The 16,953-nt window shown below is 67.4% G+C and carries 11 protein-coding genes; 4 read left to right on the top strand and 7 right to left on the bottom strand.

Going from position 1 to position 16,953, the window contains the following annotated elements:
* Positions 1-71: 71 nt before the first annotated feature.
* Both MNR01_RS09690 and MNR01_RS09685 read left to right on the top strand, forming a co-directional pair.
* Positions 72-872, top strand: coding sequence for a sulfite exporter TauE/SafE family protein (locus tag MNR01_RS09690; protein WP_241917620.1), 801 nt, complete (start codon positions 72-74; stop codon positions 870-872).
* A 296-nt stretch (positions 873-1,168) separates the two neighbouring features.
* Positions 1,169-4,072, top strand: coding sequence for a TonB-dependent receptor (locus MNR01_RS09685; RefSeq protein ID WP_241917619.1), 2,904 nt, complete (start codon positions 1,169-1,171; stop codon positions 4,070-4,072).
* A 173-nt stretch (positions 4,073-4,245) separates the two neighbouring features.
* On the opposite strand, the gene MNR01_RS09680 is transcribed toward MNR01_RS09685, so the two are convergent.
* From MNR01_RS09680 to MNR01_RS09665, 4 genes are all read right to left on the bottom strand, one after another.
* Positions 4,246-5,004, bottom strand: a complete 759-nt coding sequence (locus tag MNR01_RS09680; RefSeq protein ID WP_241917618.1) for an endonuclease/exonuclease/phosphatase family protein — start codon at positions 5,002-5,004, stop codon at positions 4,246-4,248.
* A gap of 19 nt (positions 5,005-5,023) precedes the next feature.
* Positions 5,024-5,848 (bottom strand): thiol:disulfide interchange protein DsbA/DsbL, encoded by an 825-nt coding sequence (locus MNR01_RS09675; RefSeq protein ID WP_241917617.1) that lies wholly within the window; start codon positions 5,846-5,848, stop codon positions 5,024-5,026.
* 126 nt (positions 5,849-5,974) lie between these two features.
* Complete coding sequence (locus MNR01_RS09670; protein ID WP_241917616.1) at positions 5,975-6,616, bottom strand: thiol:disulfide interchange protein DsbA/DsbL; 642 nt, start codon at positions 6,614-6,616, stop codon at positions 5,975-5,977.
* A 183-nt stretch (positions 6,617-6,799) separates the two neighbouring features.
* Positions 6,800-7,699 (bottom strand): c-type cytochrome, encoded by a 900-nt coding sequence (locus tag MNR01_RS09665; protein ID WP_241917615.1) that lies wholly within the window; start codon positions 7,697-7,699, stop codon positions 6,800-6,802.
* A gap of 204 nt (positions 7,700-7,903) precedes the next feature.
* On the opposite strand from MNR01_RS09665, the gene yihA reads away from it, so the two are divergent.
* The gene (gene yihA, locus MNR01_RS09660; RefSeq protein ID WP_241920580.1) at positions 7,904-8,524 is read left to right on the top strand and encodes a ribosome biogenesis GTP-binding protein YihA/YsxC; all 621 of its coding nucleotides are present in this window, start codon (positions 7,904-7,906) and stop codon (positions 8,522-8,524) included.
* A 157-nt stretch (positions 8,525-8,681) separates the two neighbouring features.
* On the opposite strand, the gene MNR01_RS09655 is transcribed toward yihA, so the two are convergent.
* The 3 genes from MNR01_RS09655 to MNR01_RS09645 all read right to left on the bottom strand — a co-directional run bounded on the left by MNR01_RS09655 (position 8,682) and on the right by MNR01_RS09645 (position 14,357).
* Positions 8,682-11,378: a TonB-dependent receptor gene (locus tag MNR01_RS09655; protein ID WP_241920579.1), complete on the bottom strand. Its 2,697-nt coding sequence runs from the start codon at positions 11,376-11,378 to the stop codon at positions 8,682-8,684.
* Between the two features lie 344 nt (positions 11,379-11,722).
* Entirely contained in the window at positions 11,723-12,724 is a 1,002-nt protein-coding gene (locus MNR01_RS09650; RefSeq protein WP_241917614.1) for an alpha/beta hydrolase-fold protein, read from the bottom strand.
* A gap of 7 nt (positions 12,725-12,731) precedes the next feature.
* Complete coding sequence (locus MNR01_RS09645) at positions 12,732-14,357, bottom strand: alpha-glucosidase family protein (protein ID WP_241917613.1); 1,626 nt, start codon at positions 14,355-14,357, stop codon at positions 12,732-12,734.
* 230 nt (positions 14,358-14,587) lie between these two features.
* Here MNR01_RS09645 and MNR01_RS09640 point away from each other — a divergent pair, with 230 nt between their 5' ends.
* The gene (locus MNR01_RS09640) at positions 14,588-16,870 is read left to right on the top strand and encodes a Six-hairpin glycosidase-like protein (RefSeq protein ID WP_241917612.1); all 2,283 of its coding nucleotides are present in this window, start codon (positions 14,588-14,590) and stop codon (positions 16,868-16,870) included.
* Positions 16,871-16,953 lie beyond the last annotated feature (83 nt).

The following is a 16,953-nucleotide window of genomic DNA, read 5'->3' as shown; positions in this document are numbered from 1 at the left end:
GCCCGTCGCCACGACGTGCGATGCAGTCAGTTGCCGTTGCTGATCTGCACGAAAATTCTCAAAGGAATCCCATGATCACTGCACTGCTCATCTTCCTCGCGCTCGGCTGCATCGCCGGCATCCTCGCCGGTCTGCTCGGCGTCGGCGGTGGCCTGGTCCTGGTGGCGGCGCTTGCGTGGTTGTTGCCGGGCATGGGCGTTCCGAAGGAGGCGGCGATGCACGCGGCGCTGGCCAGTTCGCTGGCCAGCATCGTCCTCACAGCAGCGGCTTCGGCGCGCGCGCATGCCGCGCGCGGCAGCGTGCTGTGGCCGACCGTGGCGTGGATGGTGCCGGGACTGCTGCTGGGCGGCTGGCTCGGCAGTGGCCTGGCGGTGCGCGTCGACGACGGCGTGTTGCGCTGGATCGTCGCCGGTTACTGCTTCCTCGCCGCCGCGCAGCTCACCTTTGGTCGCAGCCGCAACAAGGGCGATGCAAGCGTGTCGGCGCCGACCGGCGCGACGATGACGGCGGCCGGTCTCGGCATCGGCGCGGTTTCAGCAGTGGTCGGCATCGGTGGTGGCAGCATGACCGTGCCGCTGCTGGTCTGGCGCGGCATCGCGCCGGTGCGCGCGGTCGGCACGTCGTCCGCCTGCGGCGTCGCCATCGGCCTGGCCAGTGCGGTTGGCTATGCGCTGCATGCGCCGGCCGGCGCCTTGCCCGCGCACGCGATCGGCTACGTCTACCTGCCGGCCGCGATCGGCGTCGCCGCGGCATCCGTGCTGGCCGCGCCGTACGGCACCCGCCTGGCCCACCGGCTCAACGGCGACACATTGAAGCGGGTGTTCGCCGGCTTCCTCGCCCTGGTCGGCACCAGCCTGGTGCTCGGCGGCTGACCCTATTTCGACTTCCCGACGTACGGAATGTGCCGCCCATCTCATAAAACTGGGCGACAACTCGCAGTTTGAGGTCGATTTTCCATACGTAACTTGCCGAAAGCGGCTGGAATTCCCGCCCTGATGGCTTCAATTGCCTGAAAAACCGGGCAATCCGGCGCTCTGTGCCGAAAGTGACGCTGACTCTTTGCCGCTTGTGGCGGCTTTACGAATTGTTTACAACTCAGGGACGCCGCCTGGAGGGGGGTGGGCGCGTACAGCTGTTCAGCCTGATTTTTTCTTTTTGGAGAGAGTCGATGAAAGCACTACGACGTCAGTCCCTGACAAGGGCCATACAACTTTCGCTGCTGCTCAGCCTGCCTGGCCTCGCGGCCGCACAGGACGCAGCGGCACCCGCGCAGCCATCGTCGGCCACGACCCTGGATACGGTCACCGTCACCGGCAGTCGCATCAAGCAGACCAACGTCGTCACCGCGCAGCCGGTGTACGTGCTCGACCGCGCCAAGATCGAGGCCACCGGCCTGCAGAGCGTGGGCGACCTGCTGCAGCAGCTCAGCTCGAGCGGCAAGGCGCTCAACGCCAAGTTCAATTCCTCCGGCAACTTCGGCTATCCGCCGGACGGCGGCGGCATCGGCGCCGGCTCGGCCCAGGTCGACCTGCGCAACCTGGGTTCGCAGCGCACCCTGGTGCTGGTCGACGGCGTACGTTGGGTCAATGAATCGTCCGCGTCGGGCGTGAGCGGCAGCGCCGACCTCAACACCATTCCGCTGGCAATCGTGGAACGAATCGAAGTGCTGGAAGACGGCGCCTCGGCGATCTACGGTTCCGACGCCATCGCTGGCGTGGTCAACATCATCACCCGCCGCAAGTTCGACGGCGCCGAAGTGCATGCCTATTACGGCGAGTACGAGGACGGCGGCGAGACCACCGAAGCCAGCCTGACCATCGGCGGCAGTGGCGATCGCTGGACGGGCATCTTCACCGCGAGCTACTTCGAGCAGCAGGAAATCAGCTCGGGGAGCTGGGACCAGTCGTCGTTCCCGACCCCGGGCACCGGCGTCACCGGCGGCAGCTCGGGCATCCCGCAGGGACGCTTCTTCTTCTGCGACCCGAACCGTCCGACCACCGGCGTCGGCGGCTGCGATGCCGACACCGAGAACTGGTACGACATGACCTTGAACAACGGCACGACCACGCCGGTGTTCGATCCCAGCAACCCCAACGGCGGTACCTACAACCAGTTCGACCAGTCGGACCGCTTCAACTTCGCGCCGTACAACTTCCTGCTCACGCCGAGCAAGCGCAAGTCGATCTTCGCCAGTGCCACCTATGACCTCAGCGATGAGGTGCGCCTGCACGTCAAGGGCCTGTACAACAACCGCACCTCGACCAACCAGGCCGCACCCGAGCCGATCTTCGTCGGCCCCGGCGCCGGCACCGGCGGCATCGCCGACACGATCAGCATCCACCAGGACAATCCGTTCAATCCGTTCGGCTACACGCTCGACGCGGCCTCGAACCTGCTGGTGGTGACCCGTCGTCCGGTGGAAGTCGGCCCGCGCATCTTCCACCAGGATGTCGACACCACGTATTTCAACATCGGCCTCGACGGCACCTTCGGCATGGGCGACCGCACCCTCGGCTGGGACGTCAACTACGCCCACTCCGAGAACAAGGCCACGCAGGAGTTCCTCAACGGCTACAACGTGGCCAAGATGAAGCTGGCGCTGGGTGATCCGGCGATCTGCGCACTGGTCGCCGGCTGCACGCCGCTCGACCTGTTCGGCGGCCAGGGCCGACCGATGACGCAGGACCAGATCGACTACATCCGCACCCGCCAGATCGACTCGAGCAAGCAGGTGCTGGACCTGTTCCAGGGCAACATCACCGGCGACATGTTCAACATCGGCGATCGCACCGCCGGATTCGCCGCGGGCATCGAGCATCGCCGTTATCGCGGTGACTTCAATCCCGATCCGCTGCGCCAGACCGGCGAATCGCAGGACTCGTTCGCAGCGCCGGTGTCGGCGTCGTACGAAGTGGACGAAATCTATACCGAGTTCAGCTTCCCGGTGCTGGCGTCGCTGGATCTCAGCGCCGCCATCCGCTACTCGGACTACTCGACCTTCGGCAACGAGACCACCGGCAAGGTCGGTTTCCGCTGGCAGCCGATCGAGGACATCGTCGTCCGCGGCACGTACTCCACCGGCTTCCGCGCACCGAACCTGGGCGAGCTGTTCGGCCTGACCCAGTTCGGCGCGACGCTGGTCGATCCCTGCGGTTCCACCGGTCGTCCGGGCCCGGCATCGCCTGACCTGGCGGCGGGCTGCGCCGCGCAGGGTGCGCCGCCGAACTTCGTCCAGGCCAACACCCAGATCACCACCTTCACCGGTGGCAATCCGGACCTGCAGCCGGAGACGTCCGACAACTGGACCTTCGGCGTGGTCTATGCGCCCAGCTGGGGTGCCGGCCAGTCGTGGTCGGACCGCATCGACTTCGAAGTCGGCTACTACAACGTCGAGATCGAGGACGCGATCCAGGCCCGCGACCTGCAGGCATTGCTGACGACCTGCCTGCGCGAGGGCGGTGTCAACTCGGTCAACTGCACGCCGTTCTCGCGCGGCGCCGGCGGCAACCTCAATCCGCCCAACAACTTCCTCGACAACCTGGGTTCGATCAAGACCGACGGCGTGGACATCAAGGCCAACTGGGCCGGTCCGGAGTGGAGCTGGGGTCGTTTGAACGCGTCGCTGCAGTCGACCTACGTCAACGACTACGAGGCCGTCGACGTCGACGGCAACCGCTCGCAGCGCGAGGTCGGCATCGAAGTCGACGACAGCGCGATCCCGGAATGGCAGACCAACGTGCAGCTGGGCTGGACCAAGGGTGACTTCAACGCTGGCTGGACGCTGCGCTACATCTCGTCGGTGGAAGAGTCGTGCGACAACGTGCCGGTTGCCAACGCGCCGGGTTGCCTGGGCGGTGAAGACTTCAACGAGCTCGGCTCGACCACGTTCAACGATGCGCAGTTCAACTGGTCCAACGCGTTCACCGAAGGCTTGAAGCTGACGGTCGGCGTGAACAACATCTTCGGCAAGGAGCCGCCGGTGTGCCTGACCTGTTCGCTCAACGGTTACGACGCAGGTACGTATGACCTGCCGGGTGCGTTCTGGTACGTGAGCGCGGACTATCGCTTCTGATGGCGTGCTCGTGATCGTCTGATCGCGAATGCGTGCGGAACGAGGACGGTCGATGCTTGCATCGACCGTTCTTTTTCTTGGGTCTGGTAGCCCGGGTATGCGAAGCGCACCCGGGAATCGTGCGTGTCGGAACCCGGGTGCGCTTCGCTCACCCGGGCTACGCGAGGTGCCGCTCAGCGCAATGCGCTGTCGGGCACGTCCAGCTGGATAGACAGCGCGAGGTGGTCCGACTGCGCCGCCGGCAATGCGCGCGCGTTTGATGTGCGCAGGCCGTCGCCGACGAGGATGTGGTCGATCGCGCGCTGCGGACGCCAGCTCGGGAAGGTCGGCACGTCTCCCTCGGGCGGTTGCAGGCGGGTGCTGCGGAACAGCGCCTGCATTTCCGGACGATCGATCGAGCAGTTGAAGTCGCCCATCAGCACCGCGTGCGGATGATCGTGCAGCAGTTCGGCGATGAAGCCCAGCTGCGCGGCACGCGAACTGGCGCCGAGCGAAAGATGCGCCACCGCGACCAGCAATGCAGCATCGCCCTCGCCGTAACGCGCCAGCAGCACGCCGCGGCCGGAGATGCGGCCCGGCAGCGGATGGTCGATGACTTCGCGCGGCTCAAGCCGGCTCAGCAGGCCGTTGGCACTGGAGGCGACGCCGCCGACGCGGCGGTTGGGCTGGTGGCTCCAGTAATCGAAGCCGCCGCGCTGGGCCAGGTAGTGGGTCTGGTTGGTGAACCCGGAGCGCAGGCTGCCGGGATCACTCTCGTTGAGGCCGACGATGTCGTGCTCGCCGGCCAGCTGCGCGATGGTGTCGAGGCTGCCGCGCTTGTTGCCGGCCGGCAGCACGTGCGACCAGCTGCGCGCGACGTAGTCGTGGTAGCCGCGCGTGCTCGACCCCGCCTGGATGTTGGCGCTTAGCAGGCGGAGCCGGCGCGTCTCCATTCGGGGCGGGGTCGCCAGGTCAGCCGCCGGCCGGAGCCGGGGCGGCGGACTTGGCGCGTTCCTGCGCGACCAGGTGGTCGGCGATGCGCAGGCTGTCCTCGAAGCTCTTGCCGACGACCTTGTACTTGCCGTTGATCAGCAGCGACGGGGTCGAGTCGACGCCACTGCGGCTGATGAAGCTTTCGGCGCGCTTGAGCTTGGCGTTCACCGCGAAGCTGCTCATGGTGCTTTCGAACTGCTTGGGATCGACGCCGTACTTGGCGTAGAACCCCGCGATCTGGGCGTCGCTCGGCAGCGGCTGCACCGGCAGCGTGTGGTCGACATGGATCGCGTTGAACATCTGCACGTGGGTCTTGTCGAGCACGCCCATCGCCTGCGCGGTGTAGAAGGCCTTCGCGTACGGCATCCAGTAGCCGCCGAACGGCGCGGCCAGCGGCACGAACTTCACGTCGGCCGGCTGCTTGGCCTTCCAGGCCTCAACCAGCGGTTCGAAGTGCGCGCAGTGCGGGCAGGTGTAGCCGAAGACTTCGACCACTTCGATCTTGCCGTTGGTGGGCTCATAGGTCTGGCCGCCGGCGATCTCGATGTAATCGGTGCCCGCGACCGGAGCAGGGCCTTCCGGCGCCGTGGCGGCAGCCGCCGGAGCAGCCGGGGCAGCGGGACCGGTCGGCGTGGCCGCAGCCGTCGTTTCCGTCGGCGCGGGTGCAGCCGGTTCGCTCGGAGCGGCGGCGACCGGCGCGGCCGGGGCCGCGGTGTCGGCCGGGGCCGGAGCCTGCTTGGAGCAGGCGGACAGGGCGAGCAGGCCGGTCAGAACCACGGCAAGGTGAGGCAGGCGCGAGGTCATGGATCGAATTCTCCGCAGATGGCTATTGCTGGAAGGTGTGGCCGGCGCGCAAGCGACCGGGCCGGGCAAGAGGTGTCACCGCAAGAATACCGGCCGCCAGGGCTGACCGGTATTCCGAGTGCGCAGTCAGTGTGTTGCACGCTCGCGCTGTACCAGTTGATCGGCGATGCGCAGGGTGTCGTCGAAGCTGTTGCCGAGGACGCGGTACTTGCCATTGACCACCAGCGTCGGCGTGCCTTCGACGCCGCTGGTGCGGATGAACTGCTCGGCCCGCTCCATGCGCGCCTGCACCTGCGGGCTGTCGTAGGTGGCGGTGAAGCGCTGCGCATCGACGCCATAGCGTCCGTAGAAGCTGGCGATCTCGTCGACCGACGGATTGCGCAGCGGCAAGGTGCCGTCGGTGTGCAGCGCCAGGAACATCGCGTCATGGCTCTTTGCGGCCACGCCCAGCTCCTGCGCGGTGTAGAACGCCTTGGCATAGGGCGTCCAGTAGCCGCCGAACGGCGCGGCCATCGGCACGAAGCTGACCTGCCTGGCATTGCTGGCCTGCCACTTGGCGACCTGCGGCTGGAAGTGCGCGCAGTGTGGGCAGGTGTAGCCGAACACCTCCACCACCTCGACCTTGCCCTTCACCGGCGCGAACGGCTTGCCGCCGTCGATCACCACGTAATCGGTGCCCTCGACCAGGGCAGCCGGGGCGTTGGCCGCGATCGCGCCGGAGACGAGCGCGGCGGCGGGCAGCAGGGTGAACAGGACCAGTGCTTGCACGGCCAGCTTTCGCACGGATGCAGACCGCAGGACAGGACGACGGATCATCGATTGGGCTCTTGAGGGCGGACGATGGAAGGGATCTGAAAACAAAACGCCGGTCGTGTGGCCACGACCGGCGCAAGCTGACAACAGGGAGGAGATATTCGCTGTGACCACGGTCACCGGCGAAAGTTCTGCCTTTTATGAACCGGAGGCGGGCGCCGCCGGCTCCTGGGTCGGGGCGGGCGCCGGAGCGGCGGCCGGGGCAGCAGCGGCCGGGGCGGGGGCGGCCGGAGCGGAAGCCGGAGCAGCGGCGGCCGGCGCAGCCGGTGCGTTGGCCGCGGCGAGGTCGTCGTGGCTCGGGTGCAGGCCCTGCAGGTAGCTCGACAGCGAGCCGATTTCCTCGTCACTGAGCTGCTTGGCGACGGTCGCCATCACGGTGAACAGGTGGGCATCGCGCTGGGTGGTGGTACCGGTGCGGTACTCCTCCAGGCGGCGCTGGGTGTAGGCCGACTGCTGGCCCGCGATGTGCGGGTAGGCCGGGCCCGGGTTGCCGGCGCCGTCGGGGCCGTGGCAGGCCATGCAGGCCGGGATGCCGCGGGCCTTGTCGCCCGAGCGGAACAGCTGCTGGCCGATTTCGAAGAACTTCTTGCCCGAATTCGGGCCGGTCGCGATGACGGTGTCGTCGGCGACGCCGGCACCGGCCTTCTGGGTGGCGAAGTAGGCGCCGATGTCGCGCGCGTCCTGGGCACTGAGGGCGTCGGCGAACGGCTTCATGACCGCGGCCATGCCGGTGTTGCGCTCGCCGGTCTTGAACAGGGCGATCTGGTGGGCGATGTAGCGCTCGCTCTGGCCAGCCAGGCGCGGGTACTGCGGATCGGTCGGGTTGCCGTCCAGGCCGTGGCAGGCGGCGCAGGTGCCGGCCTTGGTCGCGCCAGCCTTGGCGTCACCCCAGACGACCTTTTCCGGCGCGGTGTTCAGCGCAGCGGCCTGGACCGGTGCGTTGTCCGGGACCGGGGTGACGGTGGTCTGGGCGTAGGCGACGGCAGCGGCCGCCATTGCGGCGAGGCCGATCATGCCGAGGACGCGGGCTTGGCTCATGTAGCTGGGCTCCGAAACACTTTAAGAGGCGCCCTCGATGCGGACGCCGGAACCGCGGAATTATCGTCGCCGCTCCCGGTTGGGTCAACGCGGATTGCGTGGATGAGCTGTCCGGGTGAGGCGTTTTGCGCGGTTTTCGACCTTTCGCGGGCGCCGTGGCCGCTGTTTCCGGCGGTCAGGGGCGTGGCCATGCGATCCTATGGCATGGCCAATCCCTTCGTCCGCGCCCGCTACCTGCTGGCGGCGCACAACCACAAGCAGCTGCCCCCCGAGGGCGGGACCGAGGTCGCCTTCGCCGGCCGCTCCAATGCCGGCAAGTCCAGCGCCCTCAATGCGCTGTGCCAGCAGAACGCGATGGCACGGGTCTCCAAGACCCCGGGCCGGACCCAGCAGCTGGTCTATTTCGACATCACCCCGCCCAGCGAGGAGCCGGTTCCCGGCCGTTTCCTGGTCGATCTGCCCGGTTATGGCTACGCCAAGGTGCCGCAGGACCTGCAGGCGCACTGGCAGGCCTTCATCCATCAGTACTTCCAGACCCGGGAGTCGCTCAAGGGGCTGGTGGTGGTGATGGACATCCGCCATCCGTTGCGCGAGTACGACCGGCAGATGCTCGGTTATGCGGTCAATCGCGGTCTGCCGGCGCATGCGCTGTTGACCAAGGCCGACAAGCTGGGCCGCGGGCAGCAGATGCAGACGCTGCAGGCGGTCAAGCGTGACCTGTTCAGTGCGTTTGGCGACACGGTCAGTGTGCAGACGTTCTCGGGGGAGTCGAAGCAGGGTGTGGACGAGGCGCGCGCCGTGGTCGCCGGGTGGCTGGGCGTCTGACGCCCTTGCAACAGCAACAGTGGGATGACGGTGTTGGGTGCGGACAACGCCACTCCGCAACAGGAAGCCCCTCGCTGCACTCGTTACGACACGAGGCATGAAAAACCCCCGCCGGATCGCTCCGGCAGGGGTTGGGTTCTTCAGCCCGTGGGGGGTATCAGAACTTGTACGACGCGCCGACCAGGTAGGTGCGGCCCCACTCGATGTACTCGAGCGGACGATCCTTGGTGCTGGCGTAGGTCTGGTAGGCCGAGTTGGTCAGGTTGCTGCCCTGCAGGTACAGGCTCAGGCCCGACATCGTCCCGTCACCGAACTCATAGCTGATCTGCGCATCCAGCTGGTCGTCGCCCACCACGTAACGCAGCGTGCGATTGCCGTTGAAGTTGCCGATCTCACCGATGAAGTCCGAACGCCAGCGCTGGCTCACGCGGGCCTCGAAACCGCCGCGCTCGAAATACGCCGTGAAGCTGTACACCTCGTCCGACAGGCCCGGCAGCGTGATCGGCTGCGAACCGACGCTGCTCGCGCTGTCCGGATCGACGATCTCGATGTCGCTGTCGTTGAAGCTGGCGTTGGCGACGATGCCGAAGCCTTCCAGCGGCTCCCACAGCATGTCCAGCGGCAGCGAAGCACTCAGCTCCAGGCCCTGCAGCATGCCGCCCTGGCCGTTGTAAGGCGCAGTGAAGTTGCCCGTGGTCTGGGCCGGCACGCCACCCGGCGGCGGCACGTAGTCGGCGACGAAGCTGCTGAAGTCGTAGCCGTCCTGCGTCTGCTTGTAGATGTAGCTGCGCAGATCCTTGTAGAAGTACGCCGCCGCAACGTAGGCACGATTGTCGCCGAAGTACTTCTCGTATGACACGTCGAACGCATTGGCACGCCACGGATCCAGGCGCGGGTTGCCGCCGCTCGCGCCGGGCTTGCCGGTCGAGGTGTCGACGCCGAACTCCAGCGAAGCGCGCATGTCGTCCACGCGGGCGCGGGCGACCTGGCGGGCCAGGGCGACACGCAGGGTCTGGTCGTGCGCGAACGAGAACGCCAGGTTCAGGCTCGGCAGAACGTCGGTGTAGGTCGTGCCGTCCTCGAACGGCTTGGGTGCTCCACCGCCGGGTACCGTGCCGTCCCAGTAATTCGCGTTCGACGACTGGTCGGTGTGCTGGATCTGCACGCCGACGTTGCCGCGGACACCGACCGAACCCCACTCGGTGTCGATGTCGGCCTGCACGTAGCCGGTGGTGATCTTCTCGTTGACCGTCCAGGCCTTCGACACCAGGTACGACAGGTCGGAGACCGGATTGAAGGTCATGTAACGACCGACCGCGCCCGGGACATTCCACGCCGGAATGTAGCCGATGCCGGCGAAGCCCAGGTTGACGGGATCGAACTGCAAGTCAGAGGCGATCGTGGTGTCGCATCCACTGCAGATGTTGATGTTGCCTTCCGGCTGGGTCTTCTGCTTCTCGCGATCGGCATAGTTCAGGCCGAGGTCGATGTTCGACAGCCAGCCCCACGACGTCGGACCCGGCAGCGAAACCACCACACGCGCACCCTTGAGCTCGTCATCGACGCTGGGCACCTTGCCGTAACCGGAACCGTAGATCGTGTTGGTCAGGTACAGCGTGCTCGGGTCGGAGTAGTCCAGGCCCGGTGCCAGCTGCGAGAAGTTGCCGTTGCTGTAACCCAGGTTGACCGTGTCGAGCTGCGGCGCGGGCAGGCGCTGGGTGTTGTTTTCCAGGCTCAGCTCGTCGCGGCTGGCCTTGGAGTAGCTGAGGTCGGCGTTGACGCGGGCATTGCCCACGGCGAAGTCGTTGTTCCAGCCAAACGCGTTGATCTCGTCCTCGCGCTTGTTGTACATGCCGCGCACCAGCGGATACACGCCGCTGGCGCTGCCGCCGACGAAGGTGTTGTTGCCGTTGATCTGCGCACCGGTGATGTTCAGGCCCGGGGTGTAGCCGCCGTTGTAACCGCTGAGGTTGACCTCGAACTGGTTGGCGGTGTCGACCTGCTCGGCCTCGGTATGGAACACGTCCAGCGTGCTCGTCCAGTCGTTGGACGGGCGGTACTGCACGGTCGCCATGACGCCGTCACGCTCGGCATAGCCGGTGCGGCGCAGGGCCTTGATGCCGTCGGAGTAGAACGTGCCGCCGGCCACGCCCGGACGCCATCCGTCCTGGACGGCCTGCCACGGCTCGTACAGGCCGACCTGCTCTTCCTGGATCGGCGTCTCAAGGTGCGAGTAGCCGATCGAGAAGCCCAGGGTGTTGTCGAGGAACTGGCCGATATAGCTGGCGTTGATGCGGTTGCCGTCGCCGTCGCTGTCGGCAGCCGAACCCAGCGAGTTCTTCTGGTAGCGCGCACCGAAGACCGCGACCGGCTCGCTGAAGCTCAGCGGGCGCACGGTCTGCATGTCGATGGTGGCCGACAGGCCCTGGCCGACCAGCGATGCGTCGGGGGTCTTGTACACGGTCACGCCGTTGAACAGCTCCGACGGGTACTGGTCGAACTCGACGCTGCGGTTGTCGCCGGTGCTGACCACTTCGCGGCCGTTGAGCAGCGTGGTGGCGAAGTCGGGCGACAGGCCGCGGACGCTGATGACCTGGGCGCGGCCGGCCACGCGCTGGGCGGCCAGGCCGGGCAGGCGTGCGATGGATTCGGCGATGCTGATGTCAGGCAGCTTGCCGATGTCTTCGGCCGAGATGGCTTCGACGATCGAGGTCGAATCCTTCTTGGTCGAGATGGAGCTTTCGATACCGGCGCGGATGCCGGTGACGACGACCGAGTCCAGCGTCGTGGCGTCCTGGCCCGGTGTGCCCGGCTGGCCGGTTTCCTGCGCCTGGGCGCCTGCGGCGATCAGCATCGTCGCCGAAGCCAGTGCCACGCTCAGCAGATTGCGCTTGAGTTGCATCTCCCCTCCCACTGCATAGTGTTTTTATAGTCGGCTTGCGTACGTCGCAGCGATTGCGCTGCCGATCGTCGAAGCCCGTGCGCCAGGATTGGCAATGTGAAAGACCGTTCCAGAACGTAGCGCGATGGTAGACGCAGGCATCGCTGCACAAATTCCATTGCATACGTATTCATCGCCGTGGCGCGAAGACAGATGGGGGGTGCAATCGTTTTCCGGACGCACGCAATCGCCGCCGCCGGTCGCCGGGCGGTGGGGGCTGGGCCGGCCGGCACCGCAGGGTGCCGGGCCGCGGGCCGCTAGGGCGCCGCAACCTCCGGGATAGCCGGTGCCGCCAGGTATTCGCGACAGCGCGGCATCGCGCTGGCCGCGGGCGTGGCGTAGGCCCAGTGCAGGAACACCGGCAGCATGCGCGCCCACGACGCCTGGTTGTGGCGACCGTCGTCGAGCAGGAAGAAATCGATGTCGGTGCGCTGGCGGCACGGCGCATACGCCAGTGACACCGGGTAGCCCGAACCGGCGAGGCCGCGCAGGTCGCGCGCGCCATCGCGGCCGCCGCGGATCAGCGTCAAGGCATCGTCGAGGGCATCGAACACACCGTCGTGATCACGGTCGTCGGTCTCTTCGGCGCTGCCCACGGCGATGAACATGCGCAGGCCATCGCGCTTGGGGCCGCGCTCGACCTGCCCCTGCGCGAGGCGATCATCGCCGCCAGGCTGCAGCGGCGGCAGCCAGAATGACGGCGAGAACGCGCCCACGCGCGCGAACAGGTCGGGGTACTGCCAGCCCATGTCGAATGCCTGCAAGGCACCCAGTGACCAGCCGAGCATGGTGCGGTCGGAAGCCTGCACACGCGTTCGGTAGTGACTGTCGACGTAGGGCACGAGCGTGGTTGCCAGCCATTGCGCGTATTCATGCGCGCGCGCGCCGATCGGCCCGAAGCGCGACGTGCCGGGCAAGCTGGCGCCGGCTGCGCGGTCGGACAGTCCGTAGGTGCCCATGCGGTCGCTGAGCATGTCGATGGCGACCACGATCACCGGTTCGATCGCGTCGTCTGCGTACAGGCGCGACAGCGTGGACTCGAGGCCGACGGCCGCCATGTCCTGGCCGTCATTGATATAGAGGACGCGATAGCGCCGGTCGCTTGCTTCGTCGTAACCCGGCGGCAGGTACACGGCGACCTTCACCTGCTCGGGCGCGAAGGCCGGTGCCTGGAGCTGCACGCGCACGGGTTCGGCATGCGCCGCCATGGCGAACGATGCCGTCAACGCGAGCGCGGCAAGGGCAGCTCGCGCTCGCATCGCCAGGTCAGCCAATCCGCGAGAAGAAGACCGCGTGCGCAGGCAGCTGCAGCCGTCCCGCTTCGATCCGTCCGGCCAGCAGGCCGTGATCGTCGACAGCCACCAGCGCGCCCAGCTGCGCCGGCAGTGTCCACTGCTGCGGCTGTGCCGACAGGTTGAACACCACCAGCAACGATTCGTCGTCGCTGCCGCGGGTGAAGGCCAGCACCGGCTCGGGCGCATCGAGGAAGGCGATGTCGCCGGCAACGAGTGCCGGGTGCGCCTTGCGCCAGCGCATCAGGTGGCGGACGCCGTTGAGCACCGAATCGGCCTGCGCATCCTGCACGGCAACGCTGCGCGCGCTGTGCGTGGCGGCCACCGGCAGCCACGGCTTGCCGTCGCTGAAGCCTGAATGCGTGCCACCGTTCCACGGCATCGGCGTGCGGCAGCCATCGCGGCCCTTGAAGTTTGGCCAGAACGCGATGCCGTAGGGATCCTGCAGCGATTCGAACGGAACCTCCGCTTCGGTCAGCCCCAGTTCCTCGCCCTGGTACAGGCAGACCGAGCCGCGCAGCGAGCACACCAGCGCCACCAGCTGCTTGGCCAGGTCGTCGGGCGCGTCGTCGCCGCCCCAGCGCGTCACTGCGCGGCGAACATCGTGGTTGGAGATCGCCCAGCACGGCCAGCCGCGGGTCATCTTCGCTTCCAGGTCCTCGACCGTGCCGCGGATGTAGGCGGCGCTGAAGTCGTCGGTCAGCAGCTCGAAGCTGTAGCCCATGTGCAGGCGCTGCTCGTTGACGTACTCGCCCATCGTTGCCAGCGAGTCCTCCGAGGAGATCTCGCCCAGCGTGGTCGCGCCCGGGTAGCGGTCGAGCAGGGCGCGCAGGTCCTCGAGGAAGTCGAGGTTCTGCGGCTGCGTGTTGTTGTAGTGGTGGTACTGGAACGCGTACGGGTTGTCCGGGCTGAAGCCGCGACCCGTGCGCAGTTCCGCCGGCTTGGGCGGGTTGTCGCGCAGCTGCTGGTCGTGGAAGCAGAAGTTGATCGCGTCCAGGCGCAGGCCGTCGACGCCGCGGTCGAGCCAGAATTTCACATTGTCCAGCGTCGCTTCGCGCACCGCCGGGTTGTGGAAGTTGAGGTCCGGCTGCGACGACAGGAAGTTGTGCAGGAAGTACTGGCCGCGGCGCGGTTCCCAGCGCCAGGCGACGCCGCCGAACAGCGACAGCCAGTTGTTGGGCGGGGTGCCGTCGGGCCTGGCGTCGGCCCACACGTACCAGTCGGCGCGGGCGTTGTCGCGGCTCTCGCGGCTCTCCTTGAACCAAGCGTGCTCGACCGAGGTGTGGCTGAGCACCTGGTCGATCATCACCCGGATGCCGAGCGAGTGCGCCTTGGCCAGCAGGCGGTCGAAGTCGTCGAGCGTGCCGAACAGCGGGTCGACGTCGCGGTAATCGGCGATGTCGTAACCGAAGTCGGCCATCGGCGATTTGAAGAACGGCGAGATCCAGATCGCATCGACGCCGAGGCTGGCGACATAGTCCAGCCGCTCGATGATGCCGGGCAGGTCGCCGACGCCGTCGCCATTGGTGTCAAGGAAGCTGCGCGGGTAGATCTGGTAGATCACCGCGCCGCGCCACCATGCTGCGCTGTTAGGGGGCATGGTCTGCTGCATTGCCACCTGCCTGTCCGTTGTGACTGCCGCCATCGTCATCCGCGCGCCGCTTGTGTCGTTGGGCGCATCGGTCGGATGCGCGCTGGTGCGCACTATTCCACGCCGCATGCCCGCCGGGATTGCCTGGTCCCTCGGCAAGGCGATGAATACGTATGCAGCAAGCGCTTGTGCATCGGCGCCGCGAACTACCATGGCCGCTGATCGAAAAGGGGCGACGCATGAGTCAAGCCGCAAGGGCAAGGGTCCCGGCCGGGGTTCTGGCCATGGGTGCCTGCCTGCTCGCCATCGCCTGTATGGCCGCGCTGGCGCATGAGCCGGCCGCGCCGGACGATGCTGCATGGCAGCACGGACTGGCCTGGCGCGGGCAGACGGTGACCATGAGCCAGCAGGACTCGACCTATGTGCTTGCCGGCGCCGCATCGCCGCGCACAGTCCCGGCGCAGCCCTTGCGCAGCCAGACCGCGAGCCCGTTGTTCGACGGCCTGTTCGCGCTCGCCCAGGCCGAGCTGGAGCAGGCGCAGGTCGAATCGATCACCGACAGCGCCTTCGACAACGGCAAGCCGATCGCCTGTCCATGCTTCGAGACCGGCGAGAAGTGGCGCTACGTCTGGACCCGCGATGTCTCCTACGCGGCCGACCTCGCATTGGCACGGGTGTCGCCCGAACGCACGCGGGCCTCATTGCGCTTCAAGCTGTCGGGCGTCAGGCCGCCCGCGGCCGCCGGCGGATTCTTCGTCGCCCAGGACACCGGCTCGGGCGGCAGCTGGCCGATCAGCAGTGACCGGGTGGTGTGGTTCCTGGCGGCGCGGCATCTGGTCGACGCCAGCAGTGCCGACAGCAATCGCTTCGCCGACGAGACCTGGCGCGCGCTGACCGACACGCTGGCGCAGGACCGCGCCTTCGTCTTCGACGACAACGTCGGGCTCTATCGCGGCGAAACCTCCTACCTCGACTGGCGTGAGCAGTCCTATCCGCGCTGGACTGCGAACGATGTCGGCTTCATCGCGCAGTCGTTCGCCCTTTCGACCAACGTCCTGCAGTACCAGGCGCTGCGGCTGGGCGAAAAGATGGCCGGGCGTCGCGGCGACCCGCGCGCGGCGACCTATTCCCGCCAGGCCGATGCGCTTGGCAAGGCCATCGATCGCGCCTTCTGGCGAGAGGATCGCGGCCTGTACATGAGTTACATCGGCACGGCCGAGCACCGCGTGCCGTTCGAGGCCTATGACCTGCTCGGCCTGGCGCTGGTGATCGAAAGCGGCATCGCTCCGGCCGATCGCGCGCGCCGCGCGCTGTCGCGCTACCCGGCGCTGGACAGCGGCAGCCCGGTGATCTGGCCGCAGCAGCCGGACACCGCGATCTACCACAATCGCGCGATCTGGCCGTTCGTCAGCGCTTACTCTCTGCGCGCCGCGCGCACGGTCGGGCACGCGCCGCGCATCGCCCATGAGATCCGCTCGATGATGCGCGGTGCCGCGCTGGCCGGCTCGAACATGGAGAATTTCGAACTGGTCACGCAGGCCGTGCACGTCGAAGACGGTGCGCACAGCGGCCCGGTGGTCAACTCGCCACGGCAGCTGTGGTCGGTGGCGGCGTACCTGGACATGGTCATCCAAGGCGTGTTCGGCGTCGGCGAGGACGGCAGCGTCAAGCCGATGCTGCCTGCCGAGCTGGTGCCGACGCTGTTCGGCGACCAGGACGCGATCTCGCTGCAGTTGCGCGACCGGAAAGTGACCTTGCGGCGTCCACGCGTGATCGATGGCGACCTGCTGGTCGCCGGGTCAACGCGCGTTGAAGGAAGCGACACCCTCGTCGATCTCACTGCCACGCGCAGCGCGCCGGCGACCCTGGCGACGGATGCCGCGACATTCGCCCCGCCTTCGCCCGAGGCGCCGCAGCCACACAGGATCGCGGGGCAATGGCAGATCGTGCTCGCGCCGGGCACGCGACTGTACGTGGACGGCAAGCGCAGCGCCGATTCGGGTACGGCATCTGCTCCGGTCACCCTGGCCAACCGGCCGTACCAGCAGTGCCTCAGCCTGACCCGCGTCGGCAGCGATGGCCTGGAGTCGCTGCACAGCCCCACCCGCTGCATCGGCGAGGAAGGGCAGGTCGCCGGCGAATGGCCGCGGCAGTGGACCGCGCCGGCGGGCGGCACGTTCTCGGTGCGCCTGGATTTCCTCAATGCACACGGGCCGATCAACACCGGCATCACCGCCGCGGTGAAGGTGCTGGTGGTGGACTGCGCCGGGCAGCCGCAACAGACGGGCACGCTGGTGATGCCGCACGGTCAGGCACGGCAGCTCTCCAGTGCGGTCGTATTCGACGCCAAGGCGGGCGCGCAATGCCGTTTCGACCTGCGTGACGGCTTCAACATGAGCTACCTGAGCCACTTCGCCCATTACACCGGCGGCACCGGTGGAGCGACGGGGGCGTTGAACTCGGCCCAGCTGGGGGAGCTGCACGTGGTGCCCGTCGCCCCCGCGAAGGCGGCGACCCAGTGACTTCCGCTCTCATCAAAGTCAAAGTCGAAGTCCCTGGATTCCCGCGTTCGCGGGAATGACGCCAACCCAACGAGATCGGCCAG

The organism is Lysobacter sp. S4-A87, from assembly GCF_022637455.1.
Lineage (GTDB): Bacteria > Pseudomonadota > Gammaproteobacteria > Xanthomonadales > Xanthomonadaceae > Lysobacter_J.
The sequence above is the reverse complement of the archived record's forward strand: the minus strand, read 5'-3'. Positions and strand labels throughout refer to the sequence as shown.